At 67.6% G+C, this 16,081-nt stretch carries 17 protein-coding genes; 5 read left to right on the top strand and 12 right to left on the bottom strand.

What is annotated here, in order from left to right; all coding sequences use genetic code 11:
* Positions 1-10: 10 nt before the first annotated feature.
* Positions 11-1,015 carry a helix-turn-helix transcriptional regulator gene (locus tag H6717_25400; GenBank protein MCB9580391.1) on the bottom strand — a complete coding sequence of 335 codons (1,005 nt, stop codon included), beginning with the start codon at positions 1,013-1,015 and terminating at the stop codon, positions 11-13.
* A gap of 51 nt (positions 1,016-1,066) precedes the next feature.
* Positions 1,067-1,294, bottom strand: coding sequence for a hypothetical protein (locus H6717_25395; protein MCB9580390.1), 228 nt, complete (start codon positions 1,292-1,294; stop codon positions 1,067-1,069).
* A gap of 122 nt (positions 1,295-1,416) precedes the next feature.
* Here H6717_25395 and H6717_25390 point away from each other — a divergent pair, with 122 nt between their 5' ends.
* From H6717_25390 to H6717_25380, 3 genes are read left to right on the top strand one after another with little or no spacing between them, the layout of a single operon-like run.
* The gene (locus H6717_25390; protein ID MCB9580389.1) at positions 1,417-3,141 is read left to right on the top strand and encodes an NAD-dependent malic enzyme; all 1,725 of its coding nucleotides are present in this window, start codon (positions 1,417-1,419) and stop codon (positions 3,139-3,141) included.
* Complete coding sequence (gene hutG / locus H6717_25385; GenBank protein ID MCB9580388.1) at positions 3,142-3,936, top strand: N-formylglutamate deformylase; 795 nt, start codon at positions 3,142-3,144, stop codon at positions 3,934-3,936.
* Positions 3,909-5,264: a formimidoylglutamate deiminase gene (locus H6717_25380; protein MCB9580387.1), complete on the top strand. Its 1,356-nt coding sequence runs from the start codon at positions 3,909-3,911 to the stop codon at positions 5,262-5,264. The genes hutG and H6717_25380 overlap by 28 nt, the downstream gene beginning before the upstream one ends.
* A 646-nt stretch (positions 5,265-5,910) precedes the next feature.
* Here the strand turns inward: H6717_25380 and H6717_25375 are convergent.
* The 4 genes from H6717_25375 to H6717_25360 all read right to left on the bottom strand — a co-directional run bounded on the left by H6717_25375 (position 5,911) and on the right by H6717_25360 (position 11,435).
* On the bottom strand, positions 5,911-6,828 hold the full coding sequence (locus H6717_25375) for a four helix bundle protein (protein MCB9580386.1): 918 nt from the start codon (positions 6,826-6,828) through the stop codon (positions 5,911-5,913).
* A gap of 566 nt (positions 6,829-7,394) precedes the next feature.
* Positions 7,395-8,780 (bottom strand): Glu-tRNA(Gln) amidotransferase subunit GatD, encoded by a 1,386-nt coding sequence (gene gatD / locus H6717_25370; GenBank protein ID MCB9580385.1) that lies wholly within the window; start codon positions 8,778-8,780, stop codon positions 7,395-7,397.
* The gene (gatE, locus tag H6717_25365; protein ID MCB9580384.1) at positions 8,777-10,816 is read right to left on the bottom strand and encodes a Glu-tRNA(Gln) amidotransferase subunit GatE; all 2,040 of its coding nucleotides are present in this window, start codon (positions 10,814-10,816) and stop codon (positions 8,777-8,779) included. Before gatE ends, gatD begins: the two co-directional genes overlap by 4 nt.
* A 40-nt stretch (positions 10,817-10,856) precedes the next feature.
* Positions 10,857-11,435 (bottom strand): hypothetical protein, encoded by a 579-nt coding sequence (locus tag H6717_25360; protein MCB9580383.1) that lies wholly within the window; start codon positions 11,433-11,435, stop codon positions 10,857-10,859.
* Between the two features lie 102 nt (positions 11,436-11,537).
* Here H6717_25360 and H6717_25355 point away from each other — a divergent pair, with 102 nt between their 5' ends.
* Both H6717_25355 and H6717_25350 read left to right on the top strand, forming a co-directional pair.
* The gene (locus H6717_25355) at positions 11,538-11,960 is read left to right on the top strand and encodes a hypothetical protein (GenBank protein ID MCB9580382.1); all 423 of its coding nucleotides are present in this window, start codon (positions 11,538-11,540) and stop codon (positions 11,958-11,960) included.
* Between the two features lie 118 nt (positions 11,961-12,078).
* A complete protein-coding gene (locus H6717_25350) occupies positions 12,079-12,930 on the top strand; it encodes a hypothetical protein (GenBank protein MCB9580381.1) in 852 nt (283 codons plus the stop codon).
* Positions 12,931-12,937: 7 nt separating this feature from the next.
* On the opposite strand, the gene H6717_25345 is transcribed toward H6717_25350, so the two are convergent.
* The 6 genes from H6717_25345 to H6717_25320 are packed head-to-tail and all read right to left on the bottom strand — an operon-like array spanning position 12,938 to position 16,080.
* Positions 12,938-13,528 carry a hypothetical protein gene (locus tag H6717_25345; protein MCB9580380.1) on the bottom strand — a complete coding sequence of 197 codons (591 nt, stop codon included), beginning with the start codon at positions 13,526-13,528 and terminating at the stop codon, positions 12,938-12,940.
* Positions 13,525-14,019, bottom strand: a complete 495-nt coding sequence (locus tag H6717_25340) for a ferritin family protein (GenBank protein MCB9580379.1) — start codon at positions 14,017-14,019, stop codon at positions 13,525-13,527. Before H6717_25340 ends, H6717_25345 begins: the two co-directional genes overlap by 4 nt.
* Positions 14,019-14,174, bottom strand: coding sequence for a hypothetical protein (locus H6717_25335; GenBank protein ID MCB9580378.1), 156 nt, complete (start codon positions 14,172-14,174; stop codon positions 14,019-14,021). Before H6717_25335 ends, H6717_25340 begins: the two co-directional genes overlap by 1 nt.
* 9 nt (positions 14,175-14,183) lie before the next feature.
* Positions 14,184-14,771 (bottom strand): electron transport complex subunit RsxA, encoded by a 588-nt coding sequence (locus H6717_25330; protein MCB9580377.1) that lies wholly within the window; start codon positions 14,769-14,771, stop codon positions 14,184-14,186.
* Positions 14,771-15,424: an electron transport complex subunit E gene (locus tag H6717_25325; GenBank protein MCB9580376.1), complete on the bottom strand. Its 654-nt coding sequence runs from the start codon at positions 15,422-15,424 to the stop codon at positions 14,771-14,773. Before H6717_25325 ends, H6717_25330 begins: the two co-directional genes overlap by 1 nt.
* Before the next feature lie 2 nt (positions 15,425-15,426).
* The gene (locus H6717_25320; GenBank protein MCB9580375.1) at positions 15,427-16,080 is read right to left on the bottom strand and encodes an FMN-binding protein; all 654 of its coding nucleotides are present in this window, start codon (positions 16,078-16,080) and stop codon (positions 15,427-15,429) included.
* Position 16,081 lies beyond the last annotated feature (1 nt).

Below are 16,081 nucleotides of genomic sequence, written 5' to 3'. Positions count from 1 at the left end.
ATCCTGCGAATCAGGAAGGAGCGACGCGCACGATCTCCCCTGCCAAGCGAATCAGCTCGCTGCGGGAGAGGCCGAGCTTCTTCAGGCTCTGGTGCAGGTGTGCGCTCACGGTGTTCTCCGCGATGCCGAGGGCGTAGGCGATTTCGGTGTTGGACCAGCCGAGGGATGCATAGAACGTCACCTGCCGTTGGCGACCGCTGAGGGCACGCGGCGCGGGGGCATCGGGGTCGTTCTTACGCGCGAGCACGAAGCGGCGGCCGTCCGACTCGAAGTGATCGACCAACGACCAGCGCCCGGCGAGCAAGCCGCGCCAGATCTCCAGCGCCGCGTCGGGATCTGCGCGGCCCGCGGCGGTACGAACGCGATCTACCTCCCGCACAGCGTGCACCAGCGCCTCACGCGCCGATTCGTCGGAGGCGTCGGGGGTCGCGTGCAACAGCTTGCCACCGGGTTCGAGGACGGCTTCGACGTCCGGGGCGTCGGCGGACGCTGCACGACCAGCGAGCCGGCAGCCGGCACCGAGGTGAATGGCGACGCGATGCCACAGGGTCCGATCCCCCGAGTCGATGCCGGAGCGGCGACCGCACACGTTGGCGAGCACGGCAGTGCGTCCGTCCCCGAGAGGTACGAACACGCCATGAGAGTCCATCACCTGCACCGGCCAGCCTTCGGACAAGCCCGCGGGCAGGGCGGGGACGATGTCGAGGATGCTCGCGACGCCGGGAGTCTGCATCATGCGACCCACGTCTTCGCGATGGTCTTCAGGCATGGCGCCGTGGGTGCGCAGCACCATTTGCACGAGCAGAGCGTCGTCGACCTGCGCCGCCGCGGGAGTGACCACGGCGAAGGGAGGCTCCGGCGCTTCGCTGGCGCGCACCACGAACGCCAGCCCGCCGAACCAGTCCGCTCCCAAGTGCGGGAGGACCTCGTTGGCGATGGCCGTGAGCCAGGCGTGCTCGCCGCCGTGCGCCTCGTAGCCCTTCTCCACCACTGCGATGGGGTCCAGCCGTTTCATCCCCGACTCTGACGAGGATAGTGGTTCCGCGGCGGACCAACAAACCTGGGATCAAGCGGCTTTGGTCGTGGGATTTTCGCGGGATTTCGACCAACGGCGACCGGCGGAGGCCGCGCTGGTCAGGGCGCTGCTCACGATGGCGTGGGTTTCCGCTTCTACGGTACGTGCGGCTTCGGAGAGGGCGATCTCCGCGTCGATCAACAGGTGACCCAGCTCGCCGACGAATCCTTCGGCTTCCGTTCGGACTCGATGAAGCCTGCGCGATGGCGTGTGTGCCATGGGGCCTCACCTCCTTTCTTCGGAGTATTTCCAAGGAGAGCTTTGTGCTCGACTGCGCGGTGTCAAGCACTGCGCTCCGCCGCATTGGAGGGCCGCTGGGCCTTGAGTTAGCCTCGACAATCATGGGCGATTCCCTCGACGATCTGGCCGGCCCCCGCGTCATCGAAACCAAGAAGGCGGGCGTTTGGCTGTTGCACAACCCCTCCACCAACCAAGGCACCGCCTTCGAGCGCGCACAGCGCGACGACTTGCGGGTGCGAGGCATGGTGCCCTACCGCGTGACTTCCCTCGAAGAGCAGGCGGAAGCCGCGGTGAGTCAGATCCGCGCGAAGAGCACGCCGCTGGAACAGTACATCGGCCTCGCTAGCCTGCAGGATCGAAACGAGGTCCTGTTCTACCGCGTGCTCGTCGACCACGTCGCGGAGCTGATGCCCATCGTGTACACGCCCACGGTGGGAGAGGCGTGCCAGAAGTTCTCGCACATCTATCGCTCGGCGCGCGGTCTGTGGCTCACGCCGGATGACGTCGACGACATCCCCTACGTGCTCAAGAACTCGCCCTTCCGCGACATTCGTTTGATCGTGGCGACGGACAACGAACGCATCCTGGGCCTCGGCGATCAGGGCGTGGGCGGTATGGGCATTCCCATCGGCAAGCTCGCGCTGTACGTGGCGGGCGCGGGCATTCACCCGTCCAGGTGCCTGCCCATCAGCCTGGACGTGGGCACGGACAACCCGGAGCTCTTGTCCGACCCCCTGTATCTCGGCTACCCGAAGAAGCGCCTGCGTGGTCGCGACTACGACGACTTCATCGAAGCCTTCGTGCGCGGCGTGCGGGAGGTGTTCCCCCGCGCCATCCTGCAGTGGGAGGACTTCCACAAGGATCGCGCCTTCACCCTGCTAGAGCGCTATCGGCGCAGGATTCCGTCGTTCAACGACGACATCCAGGGCACCGCCAGCGTGAGCGTGGCCGGCATTCTGGCCGGCCTGCGCATCACCGGGCAGCGCATGAGCGAGCAGCGCATCGTGTTCGTGGGCGCCGGCGCGGCGTGCACGGGCATCGCGCGACTGTGCGCCATCGCAATGCGGGCAGACGGCGCCGACGAGAAGACCATCCGACGCTCGATCCTGGCGTTGGACAGCCGCGGGCTCCTGCACGACGGCCGCGAAATGGACGAGCCGCACAAACGCGAGCTGGCCCTACCGCGGGAGATCATGGCGGAGTACGGGCTGTCCGGAAACCCGACGCCGGAACAAGTGATCGCCGCGGTGAAGCCGACGATCTTGGTGGGCGCCACGGCGCGGGCCAACACCTTCACGGAAGAGATGATCAGCACCATGGCCAGCCACGTGAAGCGACCCATCGTGCTGCCATTGAGCAACCCCACGAGCCGCTCGGAGTGCACACCGGAACAGGCCATTCGCTGGTCCGGCGGTCGCGCCATCGTGGCCACCGGGAGCCCGTTTGCGGACGTGGAGCACGATGGCCAGCGACACGTGATCGGCCAGGCCAACAACGTCTTCATCTTTCCGGGCGTGGGCCTGGGAGCCGCTGTGGCGGAAGCCCGGGAGATCACCACGGAGATGTTCCACATCGCCTCCGCCACGCTGGCCAACGCCGTCAGCCAAGAGCGCTTGGACCAGGGCGCGATCTACCCGCACCAGAGCGATCTGCGTCGGGTCTCGTTCCAGATCGCGTGCGCGGTGGTGCGCTACGCCAGCGAGAACAACCTCGGCCGGCGCATTCACCCGGAGGACGTAGAGGACACCGTGCGTCGGGTGGTATGGGATCCGAAATACGTTCCCATGGTGCGCTCCCAGCCGGAGCCGATGAGCATGAGATACTGAGTGGAACCGTTTCATTTCACCGAAGGCAGCTCGCCGCTGATCGTGAGCTGCCCCCACGACGGCCTGGCGCTGCCCCCGGAGATCGCCGAGCGCATGACGCCGGAGGCCCTGAACCTGCCGGACACGGACTGGCACGTGGCGCGGCTCTACGACTTCGCCCGCGACCTCGGCGCCAGCCTGCTCTTGGCCCGCTACTCGCGCTACGTGGTGGATCTCAATCGCGACCCCAGCGGCCAGAGCCTGTACCCCGGGGCGGACACCACCGAAATCTGTCCGCTCACCACCTTCGACCGCCGCGCCATCTACCAGAACGACGCCGTGCCCTCGAAGCAGGAAGTGGCCGAGCGCATCGAGCGCTACTTTCTGCCCTATCACGCGAAGCTCGAGCAGGTGATCGCCGACACCGTGCAGCAGCACGGCGTCGCGGTGCTGTTCGACGCCCATAGCATTCGCTCTCACGTGCCGCGCTTCTTCGAAGGCCGGCTTCCGGATCTGAATCTGGGTACGGACGCCGGCAAGAGCTGCGACGCGAACCTGCGCGAGCGGGCCTTCGCGGTGTTGCAGGCGGCCCAGGGCTACAGCGCCGTGGCCGACGGGCGCTTCAAGGGTGGCTACATCACGCGCCACTACGCCGCGCCGCAAAAGGGCGTGCACACGCTCCAGCTCGAGCTCGCGCAGAAGAATTACATGGACGAGCGTCCGCCCTACACCTTCGACGAGCCCCTGGCCCGGGACCTGCGCGTCACCCTGCGTGCGCTGCTCGAAGAATGCCTTCGCTGGGCCAAAGAGCAGTGAAGCGTTACCGCTTCGAGCGGCTGTGGACCGGCGCCGATTGGGAGCGCGACGCGCTGGTGTGCGTGGCGGAGGACGGCAGCGTGGCGGAGCCCACGCCGGGTCCCGCGGAGCTGATCCACGGCTACGCCCTGCCGGGCATGCCGAACCTGCACTCTCACGCGTTCCAGCGCGCCATGGCCGGCCTTTCGGAGCACGCCACCCAGGGGGGCGACAGCTTCTGGTCGTGGCGGGACGCGATGTACCGCTTCGTGGATCGCCTGGAGCCCGAGGACGTCCAGGCCATCGCGGCACAGCTGTACGTGGAGATGCTGGAGGCGGGGTACACCAGCGTCGGGGAGTTCCACTACCTGCACCACGATCGCGACGGCTCCCCTTATGCCCGGCGCGCCGAGCTCGGCCTCCGCGTCGCAGAAGCCGCGCGCAGCACGGGCATGGATCTCGTGCTCTTGCCGGTGCTGTACGCCACCCGCGGCTTTGACGGCGCTCCCGCGGAGCACGCACAGCGCCGCTTCGCGAACGACCTCGACGGCTTCTTGCGCATCGTGGAAGAGCTCCAAGCGGAGGGCCTGCGGGTGGGCGTCGCGCCCCACAGCCTGCGCGCCGTGCCGCCGGAGCTGCTCGCGGAGTGCGTCGCCGCCGCCCCGGGACCCATCCACATGCACGTCGCCGAGCAGGTGAAAGAGGTCGACGAGCACATCGCCGCCCGGGGCGCGCGCCCCATCGAGTGGCTCCTGAGCCACGCGGACGTGAACGAGCGTTGGTGCCTGGTGCACGCGACCCACACCACGGTTGAAGAGACGCACGCCCTCGCGCTGAGCGGTGCCGTGGCCGGACTGTGCCCCACCACCGAGGCGAACCTGGGTGACGGCATCCCGCACGTGGCGGAGCTCTTGGCGCGGGACGGCCACTTCGGCATCGGCAGCGACAGCCACGTATCGGTCAGCGTCGTGGAAGAGCTGCGCTGGCTCGAGTACGTGCAACGCCTGAGCCACTGGCGCCGGAATGCCCTCGCCAGCAGCGTGGTGCCGTCCACGGGCACACGCCTGTACCGCCAAGCGCTGGCCGGCGGCGCTCGCGCCCTCGGTGGCGGCCTCGGCGCCGTGAGCCCGGGCCATCGCGCCAACATCGTGGTCTTGGATCCGGAGCACCCCGCCCTCGTCGGCCGCCCCCTCGATGCCCTGCTGGATGCCTACGTCTTCGCCAGCAATCGCCCCGCGATCCAGCGCGTGATGGTCGCCGGCCAGTGGTGCGTGGAAGACGGCCGCCACGTCCGCCGCGAGCCCGTGTTCGCGGCCTACCGCCGCACCATCGACAAGCTCGCGGACTGAGCCCGACACAGGCAGGCCGCAACGTCGTCCTCCAGCGACCCGCGCCCCCAGCTCCACGCGACGCCGCGACCTGGGAGGACCTTCTCCGATGGATTGTTGGTGCGGCGCGGAACCTCGTGCCTCATGTAGAGTCTTCGCCATGAGCGACAAGTGGCTGGGAAAGCTCCGGGAACCGACCCCGTGGCAGGCGCCGGATCCGCGCCCTGGGCCCGTGGTCGTGGATGGGCTCGAAGTGCGGCTGTACCGCGAGGGCGATGGCCCACGTCTGTTCGCGGCAGTTTCGGCCAACCGCGACGCCCTGTTGCCGTGGATGGTCTGGGTGACCACGGACCACCTGCACGTCGATCACAGCATCTTCTACGTCGAGCGCATGCGGCGCGGCGTCGAGAAGCCGGATTGCCTCGATTTTCCGATGGGGATCTTCGACGCGAAGAGCGGCGAGCAGCTCGGTGGCACGGGCTTCCACCGCATCCACCCCGAGTGGCGCGACGCGGAAATTGGCTACTGGGTGCGCGGCGACCGCCAGCGTTCCGGCATTTGCACTCGCGCCATGGGTGCCCTGATCAGCTCTGGGCTCCGCAGCGCCGCGGACGGTGGCTGGGGCTTCCGTCGCATCGTGATCCAGTGCGCCGAAGCGAACACCGGCTCACGCCGCGTCTGCGAGCGCCTCGGCCTGCGTCTCGAGGGCCGCTACCGCGCGGATCGCTACACCGAGCCACTGGGCTACCACGACAATCTCGCCTACGCAGTTCTCGCCGACGAGTGGGACTTCGCGCAGAACCACGCCAAACCCAACATCGCTCGGCCCTGAGCCCCGCGCCCGCCCTGGGTCGTGCATCCAGTCGCGCATCGCCCGGAGCTCCGCCTCGCGCAGCGCCCGGAGCTCCGCCTCCCGCATTGCCCGGAGCTCCGCCTCCCGCATTGCCCGGAGCTCCGCCTCCCGGATGGCCCGGAGCTCCGCCTCCCGCATGGCCCCGCACCCGCTCTCGCCGCCCCCACACCCCCGCCAATCACACGGTCTCCCGGTCGCGGAAATCCGTTCGAACCCGAACGAATTTCGCCGCGCCACAACCCCCGGACGACGTCGCGACCTCGTGGCTTGCAGTTCCCTTGCCCCTTGCTCACTCTTGTGGCCGCGATGGGATGCGCGAGGACTCGTGTCCACCGTGACGCACCGCGCGCCGGCCACCCTAGCTGGCGCGTTCGACGAGCCGCACGAGCGTACCGATGACGCGGTTGAAGTCTGCCTCGAGCTCGGCCGAGACGGGAGGAATGTAGCCGAGGGCGCGGCCATTTCGAAGCAGGCGACCATCTCCCGCGCGGAGCCGAGCGCGTTGTGATAGCGCGCCGCTCGGTTCTTGCCTCGACTGTACTGACCCTCCGCCAGGTTGAGCCCGACGCTTGCGGTGCACCGCCGGAGCTGCCGCCCAAGGTCCCGATCCTTGCGTTCGATGACCCCGATGAGCGTGCGCAACCTGGCCACCAACTCCAGCACGAACGAGTAGATCCTCAACATGGTCCTTTGCTCCTTCTGCTTCGCTTGTTGCTCGAAGCACTCCTCCACCCCCCGCTGGCGCCCGCAGCCTGGGTCAAGGCTGCGCGGCGCGCAGCGCCCGCGCACCGGGCGCAGCCCGGCTTGGCCTTGAGGCAGGCGAGGACGCAGCTACGATCAAGCTCCCGAGCAGGAGCCCTCTCGCCTTCCAGCCCCGCGTCGAAGCACGCCGTCCCCTTCCGACCCGCGTCGAAGCACCCCGTCCCCTGCCGGCCCGCGTCGAAGCACCCCGTCCCCGAAGCACCCCGTCCCCTTCCGGGTCGAAGCACCCCGTCCCCTTCCGGGTCGAAGCACGCCGTCCCCTTCCGGCCCGCGTCACTCTCAACGCTCGCCCCCACCACATCCGCACTTCCCCCTGCTCCCGCGGCGTCAAATTACTTTACATATCAACCGATTTCCGCGCACCTCACCCCCTCCACGCTCAGCCCTCTGCCCCCTGCCCTCTGCCCCCTTGCGCGCCAAACTACTTTACATACCAACCGATTTCCGCGCACCTCACCCCCTCCACCCTCAGTCCCCTGCCCTCTGCTCTCACCGCGGGACGCGTGGTTCCGCGGCGGGCCAACAAGAGAAGCCGGCTATTTCCAGTGGCCGGAGATGAAATCCTCCGTCTCGGGCAACCCGCCCTGAAGGATGAGATAGCCGTTGTGCGGCTCCCGCGGCGTGGTCTCGTGGGCGATGGGCGTGCGCATCTGGCGTAGCACCTCGTCGTGATCGTCCGTCTGGCCGAGCACCCAGGAGAGCTTCATGAGCGCGGTTTCCGGCAGCATGTTGTCGAGCGGCACGACGCCGAGCTCGAGCAAGTCTCGCCCGGTGTCGTACACGTACATCTGCGCGTAGCCCCACAGCGTTTGCACGGTCATCACCACGTGCACGCCGGCCTTGCGCGCACGCTCGAGGGCAGGGAACAGCGGCTTGTTCACGTGACCGAGACCGGTGCCCGCGATCACGATGCCGCGATAGCCGGCGGCAACCAGCCCGTCCACCACGTCCGGCTTCATGCCGGGGTAGTAGTAGAGGATGGTCGTGCGATCTTCGTAGCTCGCGGTCACGCGCACTTTGCGCTCCGGGTCCCGCGGCAAGTAGCGATCGGTGACGTAGGTGATGTCCTCGCCCACCATGGCCAGCGGCACGTCCCCGAGGGTGCGGAAGGTGCTGCGGTAGCTCGAGTGCATCTTGCGACAGCGAGTGCCACGGTGGAGCAGCGCGTAGCGGTCGGAGGTGGGGCCGAACATGCAGATCTGCACCTCGGCGATGTTGCCGGTGCCGGCGGTGCGCACCGCATGGATCAGGTTCAGCGCGGCGTCGCTGGAGGGGCGATCGCTGGACCGCTGCGATCCGACCAGCACGATGGGCACGGGCGAGTCCTGCACCATGAACGACAGCACCGCCGCGGTGTGCCCCATGGTGTCGGTCCCGTGCCCCACCACGATGCCGTCGGCGCCGGCTTCGATTTCTTCGCCGATGGAGCGCGCCAACACCAGGTACTGCTCCTTGCCCATGTTCTCGGAGAACACGCCGAAGAGCTTCTTGGTGGTGAGGTTCGCGATGTCCGCCAGCTCCGGCACGGCACCGTACAGCTCTCCCGGAGTGAAGGCGGGGATCACCGCGCCGGTGCGGTAATCCAGCCGGGAGGCGATAGTGCCGCCGGTGCCCAGCAGCGTGACCTTCGGCAGATCCGGGCGCGATGGAAAGGCGCGCTCGGGGATCTTGTACACGGCCTCTTTGTAGCCGACCTCGCGCACCTCACGGATGCGATCGATGTGCAGCCCCACGTTGTAACCGGTGCGGAGCTTGATCACGATGTGCTCGTCGTCCAGCGTCTCGCTGCGCGGAAGGATCACGCCTTCGAACTCGCTCCCCGCGTCGTTCTTGGCGACCACGTCGCTCCACACCCGGACGCCCCACTCGCCGAGCTTCGCCCGCGCGCGCCCCTTGTAGCCCTTCAGCGGATCGTCGCTCATGCGCCCTCCAGCAAGGTCCGGACTTCCGCGACCACCCGCGAGGCCTCCACACGGCCGCGATACTCCGGCATCACGCGTTTGAGAGCGTAGCGAAACACGCGCCCGGGATCGTCGTCGTAGGCTTCGCACCGAGCCTGCTCGACGCGCGACGAAAGCTCCGCGCGCAGATCGGCCGGCGGCGCTCCGAGCTCCGCGAGCACATCCGACACCTTGCGCCCCGCCGCCATCGCCCGCACCACGCGCTCCCACGCCTGCGCGAGCACGGGCCGCTCCTTCACGGCGCGGAAGAACTCGGCCCACGTCGCGTCGTCTATGCCGGCCACCGGCACGCGGGCTCGGGTCAGCCCGCGCAGGCGCTCACCGACGAGAAAACACGCGAAGCGGAGCTCCGCTCCCCACTCGTCCGCCGCGCGGTCCACGAGCCGCGCGCCACCCCGGCGAATCAAGTAGTGGCGCGTGGGCTCCGGTACGCCCGCGGCGGCGTAACGAGCTTCGCGCTCCCACGGCCGCGGCGGCAGCTTGGTTTGGAGCCCATGTATGCGCTCCCGCGTGAGCCGCGTGGGCGGCGAGTCGGTGTCCGGATACATGCGATCCGGCCCCGGCAAGATGCGCTCGAAGTCCGTGCTGCCATCCTCGAAGGGCTGCCGCGTTTCGTTCGGCACGCCGTCCGTCGCCTCGGCGTAACGGATACGGATCTCTTCCGCCGCCGTAAAGGTGTCTCGCGTCGGCCCCCACACGATGACCACGGCATCGTTCTCCCCCGCTTGGAGGCGCGCACGTACGGCCTGGAGCTCCGCGAGGGTGGACGGCCAATCCTCCGAGTGCACCAGGATGGGCAGCTGATCGAGCCCCGCGATCACCCGCACGCGCCCGGCGAGCTCGTTGGCGAAGGTCCGCGCCGGCTGTGTCGGGAAATTCAGCGTACCGGCGAGGCCCACGAGCTTCACCGCCAGCACCGAGAAGCCGCCTTCTCCGAGCTCCAGCCCCAGACGGCGGTTTTCGACCTCGCACCAGGCGCCAAAGCCCTCCCGCGTGAGATACGGCGCCGGCGAGTGCGCGAACAGCTCGGTGACGTCCGCCGTTTCCGTCGTGATGCTCTCCGGCGTGGAAAAGCCGCGGCGGGCGAGCTCCTGCTGGAGCCGCAGCAAGTTCACCTGCCGCACGGCCTCGCCGTGCACCAGCGCGGGCGCCCACCCCGCCTGGGGCACACCCTTGATCTCGATGCGCCGGCCGCCCCGCACGCTCACGTTCACGTCCTGACGGCTGGCTCCCATGCCCACGCGCACGTGCCCCGTGGAGCGACACACGCGGCCCACCAGCAGGATCGCCTCCTCCACTTCGTCCGGCGTACGCAGATCCGGCGCCGTCACGGTCTCGATCAGCGGCATGCCCAGGCGATCCGTCCGCCACACGATGAGATGCCCGCGGTCCGTCACCTCCCTACAGGAGTCTTCCTCCACGCTCACCTGCGTGACGCGGATCTCGCGCCCGCGAAACGGCAGCTTGCCGTTCACGCCCACGATGGCCGTGCGCTGAAATCCCGTCGGGATGGAGCCGTCGAGGTACTGCTTCCGAGCGACGTGCACTTCGTCCACGATGTCGCAGCCGAGCATGAGACATTGCTCGATGGCGATGTCGAGCGCCGGCTGGCTCACGAGAAAGGGCGGCGTGTCGTCCATCTCGTAGGTGCAGGTGTTCTCGGCGTTCAGCAGATAGATGATCTGCTTCCGCGTCTTGAACTCCATCAGCGCGGTGCCGTCGTACACGCCGAGCTCGGAGAGCGTGGGGCGCATGTGCCGGAGCACGGTGCCATCGTGCGTACGGGTGTAGCGACCGGCGGGGCAGTTGCAGAAGAGCTTGCGCTCCGTGAGCAGCTGCTGGTGCACCTCGAGGCCGGAAATCAGGCCCACCGCCGCGTAATCCAGCTCGTCGTCCTGGGGCGTACGCGGGCGCACGCCCGCGACGCTCCTGCGTGTGGCGGCGACGCCGGCAGAACGCCGAACGTCCAGGGGCGGAGTTACGCTGGGGCCGGCCACGGGGCGCGCAACATAGCACGGGCGCCCCGCACGTCGGCGGTCACTTCTGGACGAGCTTGTCGAGCAGCTTCTTGGCGACGGCGGTCTTTCCGCCGTCCACCATCACGATCACGATCACGTCGCCGTCGGGATCCAGATAGGTGGCCGCGCCGGAGCTCTCCTTCATGGCCTTCTGATCCTTGGGCGGCATCATGCTGGCCGTGCTGCCCGTCGGGTCCTTCGCCGGACGCACGATCTCGATGTACCCACTCTGCTTGCCGTCGGTGATCCCGAAGCGGATGTTCTCGTACTTGCCGACGGTACCGCCGCTCACGGCGACCTTCTCCGGCGCCCACTTCAACTTCTGCACCTCGGCGATCACCGCTTCGGCGCTGACGTCGCTCAAGCTGGTGCCGCCGATGGTCGCCGTCGACTTCGGCTTCTCCGGTGCGGCTGGCTCCGGAGGCGGCGCTTCGGGCTCGGGCTCCGCACTCGGCTCCGGCTCCGGAGGCGGCGGCGGGGGCTCGGGCTTCTTCACCGGAGCGGGCTCTGGTGGCGCCGCAGGCGGCGGCGGCGATCCGCCGCAGGCCACGAGCAATGAAACGCTGATGATCGACCCCAACGCTCGCGATAGCCTCATGTAGGTGTCATACCGCCACCGGCGACGGCGCACAAATGCTCAGAATTGCCGACACTTGGACGCCTGGGGGAAGCACGAGGCACACATCCACGTACATGGCACATGAGTCGGGGCTCGAAGCTCGCCCTCGCCGTTGGTGCGCTGTTGCCGCTGCTGGCGATCGTCGGCATCGCCGTTTTCGCGGTCTATCGTGTCATCACCATCGAGCTTTCCAGCACCGGGCACCTGAGCGGCAATCCCTTCCCCACCCTGTTCGGCTCGGCGTTTTCCACCGCAGAATGGCTCGGCCTCGCGTTCGCGATGATTGGCATTGCTCTGCTGGAGCTGCTCCTCGCCATCCCGTTTTCCATCCACGCGGCGCGTTTGCCGGGCGCCACCACGGCCTTCATCGCGCTGTGGATCGCCGCTTTCGTGTTCGTCGGTGTGCTCGCGTTCCCCGTGTATTGGCTTTTCTACGTGCTGCCCGACCGACCGCGACGGCCGACCATGCCGGAAATCAACGTGGGCACCAGCGCCTGGGCGTGAGGTTCCGCGGCGATTCAACAAGAGAAGCCGGATCATTTGTTTGTTGGTCCGGCGCGATCCCCGTCGATCGTCGCCAACACTGTTGCGAACTTTGGAGCGAAGCGACAAGCTCGTCGTCGTGACTCAGGAAGTCGACGAGCTCGCGTTTCGTCCCAAGTCGAAGAAAGGCCCGCTCATCATCACCGGTGTCGCCGCGTTCGTCGCGGGCGGCCTGCTGGCGGCGATCGTCACGGCGGCGAGCATGAGCGGTGATGGCAAGAGCAAACGAGCCAAGGCGGCCCCCGCGGCCAGCGCCGAGGCGGCACCATCGGCCAGCGCCGCTGTGGACGGCGGCGTCAAGAAGAAGGAGCAGCCGCTTTCGGAGCGCGCCGTCGCGGGAAACGCGGACGCGATCAAGAAGCTCCGCGGCATGGCCGTGAGCGAGCGAACCTCCGACGAGGCCGTGGCGCTCGTCCATGTGCGGGCCAACGAGAAGCGCAAAGAGATTGACGAGCTGGCGCGCAAGATCGAGCTGGTTCCTAAGCTCGCCAAGGAAGACAAGGACGTGGCGGCGCGGCTGAAGGAGCTCAGCAAGGACGAAGAGGTGGCGCCGGACCTGCTGCTCGCCTACGCGAAAATGAAGGGTCCCACGGGGCCGGACCTCCTGTACTCCACCCTCACCAGCCTGAAGAAGGGGGACATGGCGGACCTGGCGGAAGAGCTCTTGTACTCGAAGGACGTGTACAAGAAGGCTTCGCGCCCCCTGTCCGTGACCCTCGAGCTCCGCAAGGTCGAGAAGTGCGAGGACGCGCCCAAGGTACTGGAGCGCGCCAAGCTGGTCGGCGACCGCCGAGCCATCGTTCCCATGATCCGCTTCTTCAACAAGCGCGGCTGCGGCGAGAAGAAGGTCGACGACTGCTGGCCCTGCCTGCGCGACGGCGACCTCTTGAAGGACGCGGCGGCGGCGGTGCAGAGGAAGTCGCCCCCTTGAGGTGCTCTCAGTCCCAGCTGCCGTCGAACACGGTATGCGCGGGCGTGTACTCCGCCACGTTGAAGCTCACGTGCTTGCCGCCGGCCAGCTCCACGGCTGCCTGGAACGCCGTCACGTAGGCGCGGGCGAGGATCTCCGGCAAGAGCTCGGCGGGGTACTCCATGCGCACCGTGGTCTGTTTCGGCTGTGCCTTGATCGACAGCCGTATGCCGCGGTGAAAGCTGCCCCAGCGTGTGGCGGCGCCGCGCACCAAGCGTTGGGGAGAGAGCACCAGGAACAGCACGCTGTAGAGTGGGCTCGACAACACGCCGCGGTTCACCGAGTAGAACTCGTCGACGAACTGCGCGTCGCTCACGCCACGCACGTCCGCCAGCGCCAAATACAGGGCGTTGGCGCGCGCCTCCGTCAGCCATCCGCTCACGGGGAGCGGCTCGTTCACCAGTGCCCGGAGCTCCGCCGGCAGGGCGTCGAGCGCAGGCAGACGCGGCAGGTTGCCGACGAGCTGGCGATAGACGGCCGCCTTCTGCGTGTACGTCGGGTAGGACGATAACCCGTTGGGCAGCGCCTCGAGGTACGCTTCGAGACGCGACAGCTTCACGCCCCCCCCGCCTCCGGTGCCACCCTCTGCTTGGCGAGCTCCGCGAGCTTTCGGTAGTGGCTGCGTTCCTCGTCGATCACCGCTTCGATGGCGGGGCGCTCGTCCTCCGGCACCATGTCCCGGAGCTCCATGTAGAACAGGATCGAGTCCTGCTCCCGCTGCATGGCAAAGCCTAGCGCGGTGGCTTCGTCGATCACGCCGTCCAGCGCGGCTTCCGCCTTGTCGTGGGAGAACACCACGTTGTCCACGTAGGCCTCGAGATAGGCGAGGTACTCCTCACTGTGGCGCACGTCGACGTCCAGCGGACCGAGCTTGGTGAGCAGTCTCGAAAAGAGCTGCTCGTGCCCGACCTCTTCCCGCGCCAAAAAAGAGAACAGCTCCCTCGCTCGCGGGTCCTTCATCTGCTCCGCCGCGCGCCGGTAGAACCGCTCACCGTTCTTCTCGATGTTGACGGCGAAGCGGAGGACTTCTTCTGAATTGAATCGCGCCATCAATGCCCCTCGTGCGACCGCGAACAGCTGCCGCCACCACCGCATGCTCCGCAACGGCCGTCCCCGCCGCAACCCTCTTTCTGCGCGGTGCGCTGCACCAACACCCATACGCCGCACATCAGCGCCAGGGCAACGACCGCAATCGCTTCGGTCATGACTTCTCCTCACGCATTGGAAAACAGCCCTGCGAAGCCCATGAAGGCCATGCTCAAGATGCCAGCGATGAAAAAGCTCATCGCCGTACCGCGCACCAGATCCGGCACGCCGTTCACGTCGGCTTCCTCGCGAATGCCGGCCATGATCACCAGCGCGAGGGTGAGCCCCACGCCGGCACCGAAGGCGTACACCAGACCCTCCACCAGCCCGTAGCCCCGGTTGGTCTGGAACAGAGCCAGGCCCAAGATGGCGCAGTTGGTGGTGATCAGCGGCAGGAAGATCCCGAGGGCGCGAAACAGCGCCGGGCTCAGCTTCTTGATGGCCATCTCCACGAACTGCACCGTGCTCGCGATGACCACGATGAAGCTGATCAGCCGCAGGTACGGCGCGTGGACCAGCACGAAGCTATTCAGCACCCACGCCGCGAAGGAGGTGATGAGCAGCACGAAGATGTTGGCCAGCCCCAGCCGGAGGGCCGTGTCCAGGCGGCTGGTCACGCCCATGAACGGGCACAGACCCAGGAAATACGCGAGCGTGAAGTTGTTGATCACGCTGGCGGACGCGAAGATGAAGGCGAGCTCCGCGAGATTTCCCATCACGCCACCTCGCCTTCGATGCGCTCGGCCGCCGGCGCTGCCCGCTGCGCGCGGCGCTTCTTCACCCACGCGAAGGTCGTGAGCAAGACACCCAGGGTCAGAAAGCCGCCGGGGGGCAACACCATGATGGCCCAGGGCTCGAAGTGCTCCCCCATGATCGGGAAGCCGAGCAGCGACCCGCTGCCGAGGATCTCGCGGATGCCGCCGATCATCGCCAGCGCCAGCGTGAACCCACCAGACATCCCGAGCGCGTCCGCCATCGCCAGCCCTACGCTGTTCTTCGCCGCGAAGGCTTCCGCGCGACCGAGGATCACGCAGTTGACCACGATGAGCGCGATGAAGGCGCCGAGCTGCTTGTGCGCCTCCGGCATGGCCGCTGCCAGTACGAAGTCCACGCAGGTCACGAAGGTGGCAATGATGATGATGTAGGCCGAGATCCGGACCTGCTTGGGGATCACCTTGCGCAGCGCGCTCACCAAGCTGCTCGAACCGAACAGCACGAAGGTGGTGGCGATGCCCATCACCAGGCCGTTCTTCAGGGAGTTCGTCACCGCCATGCTCGGGCACAAGCCCAGCACCGCGATGAACACCGGGTTTTCTCGCCACAGGCCCTTGGTGAGCTCGGGCCACGCCTGCTTTTCTTCGCTCGCCATGGTCACCGTCCCTTGCCTGCGGCGGCGGTCTTCGCCGGCTCGTCACCCAGGCGGGGTACCCACTCTTTGGTGCTGCTCTGCAGGATGCCGACCACGGCGCGGGACGAGATCGTGGCCCCAGTGATGGCGTCCACCTGATTGGGCGCGGTCTTCTCCCCGCGCTTCACGAGCTCTATCTTGGGCTCCACCTCGAGCGCCTTGAAGTTCGCCCGGAAGTGCTCGTCGTATCCGATCTTGTCGCCGAGGCCCGGCGTCTCCCGGCTGTCCAGGATCTCCATGCCGATGATGGCCTTCTTCTTGGGATCGAAGCCGTAGATCAACGCGATGGTGTCTTGGAAGCCCGAGCCCGAAGCCGGCACCGCCCACCCTACCGACGCGCCCGAGTCGTCCAAGCCCTTGTAGACGAGCGTTTCCTTGGTCGGCGCGCCGGGCTTCCCCTCGTAGGGCACGATCTTGTCGCCCGAGAGCTTGAACGCCTCGATCTTCTTGGTGCCGGGGAGCACCTTGTAGATGGCGCGCTGCAGGGCGTCCGCATGGTTCTGCTGGATGATCGGCTCGGTGACGATGAACACGCCCACCAGGATCAACCCGGAGAGCAGGCCGGCCACCGCCAGGGTACCGGCCAGACGCAGGGAGCTCGGCTCTTCCGTAGCCATG

The organism is Polyangiaceae bacterium (genome assembly GCA_020633235.1).
Lineage (GTDB): Bacteria > Myxococcota_A > Polyangia > Polyangiales > Polyangiaceae > JACKEA01.
The sequence above is the reverse complement of the archived record's forward strand: the minus strand, read 5'-3'. Positions and strand labels throughout refer to the sequence as shown.

What these genes read in the sequence shown, in the direction of transcription:
- H6717_25380 (MCB9580387.1), top strand. Translation starts at nt 3,909, where the DNA reads ATGCCTTCGCTGGGCCAAAGAGCAGTGAAGCGTTACCGCTTCGAGCGG.
- H6717_25355 (MCB9580382.1), top strand. Translation starts at nt 11,538, where the DNA reads ATGAGTCGGGGCTCGAAGCTCGCCCTCGCCGTTGGTGCGCTGTTGCCG.
- H6717_25335 (MCB9580378.1), bottom strand. Translation starts at nt 14,174, where the DNA reads ATGACCGAAGCGATTGCGGTCGTTGCCCTGGCGCTGATGTGCGGCGTA.
- H6717_25325 (MCB9580376.1), bottom strand. Translation starts at nt 15,424, where the DNA reads ATGGCGAGCGAAGAAAAGCAGGCGTGGCCCGAGCTCACCAAGGGCCTG.
- H6717_25395 (MCB9580390.1), bottom strand. Translation starts at nt 1,294, where the DNA reads ATGGCACACACGCCATCGCGCAGGCTTCATCGAGTCCGAACGGAAGCC.
- H6717_25320 (MCB9580375.1), bottom strand. Translation starts at nt 16,080, where the DNA reads ATGGCTACGGAAGAGCCGAGCTCCCTGCGTCTGGCCGGTACCCTGGCG.
- gatD (MCB9580385.1), bottom strand. Translation starts at nt 8,780, where the DNA reads ATGAGCGACGATCCGCTGAAGGGCTACAAGGGGCGCGCGCGGGCGAAG.
- H6717_25330 (MCB9580377.1), bottom strand. Translation starts at nt 14,771, where the DNA reads ATGGGAAATCTCGCGGAGCTCGCCTTCATCTTCGCGTCCGCCAGCGTG.
- H6717_25360 (MCB9580383.1), bottom strand. Translation starts at nt 11,435, where the DNA reads ATGAGGCTATCGCGAGCGTTGGGGTCGATCATCAGCGTTTCATTGCTC.
- H6717_25390 (MCB9580389.1), top strand. Translation starts at nt 1,417, where the DNA reads ATGGGCGATTCCCTCGACGATCTGGCCGGCCCCCGCGTCATCGAAACC.
- H6717_25340 (MCB9580379.1), bottom strand. Translation starts at nt 14,019, where the DNA reads ATGGCGCGATTCAATTCAGAAGAAGTCCTCCGCTTCGCCGTCAACATC.
- H6717_25400 (MCB9580391.1), bottom strand. Translation starts at nt 1,015, where the DNA reads ATGAAACGGCTGGACCCCATCGCAGTGGTGGAGAAGGGCTACGAGGCG.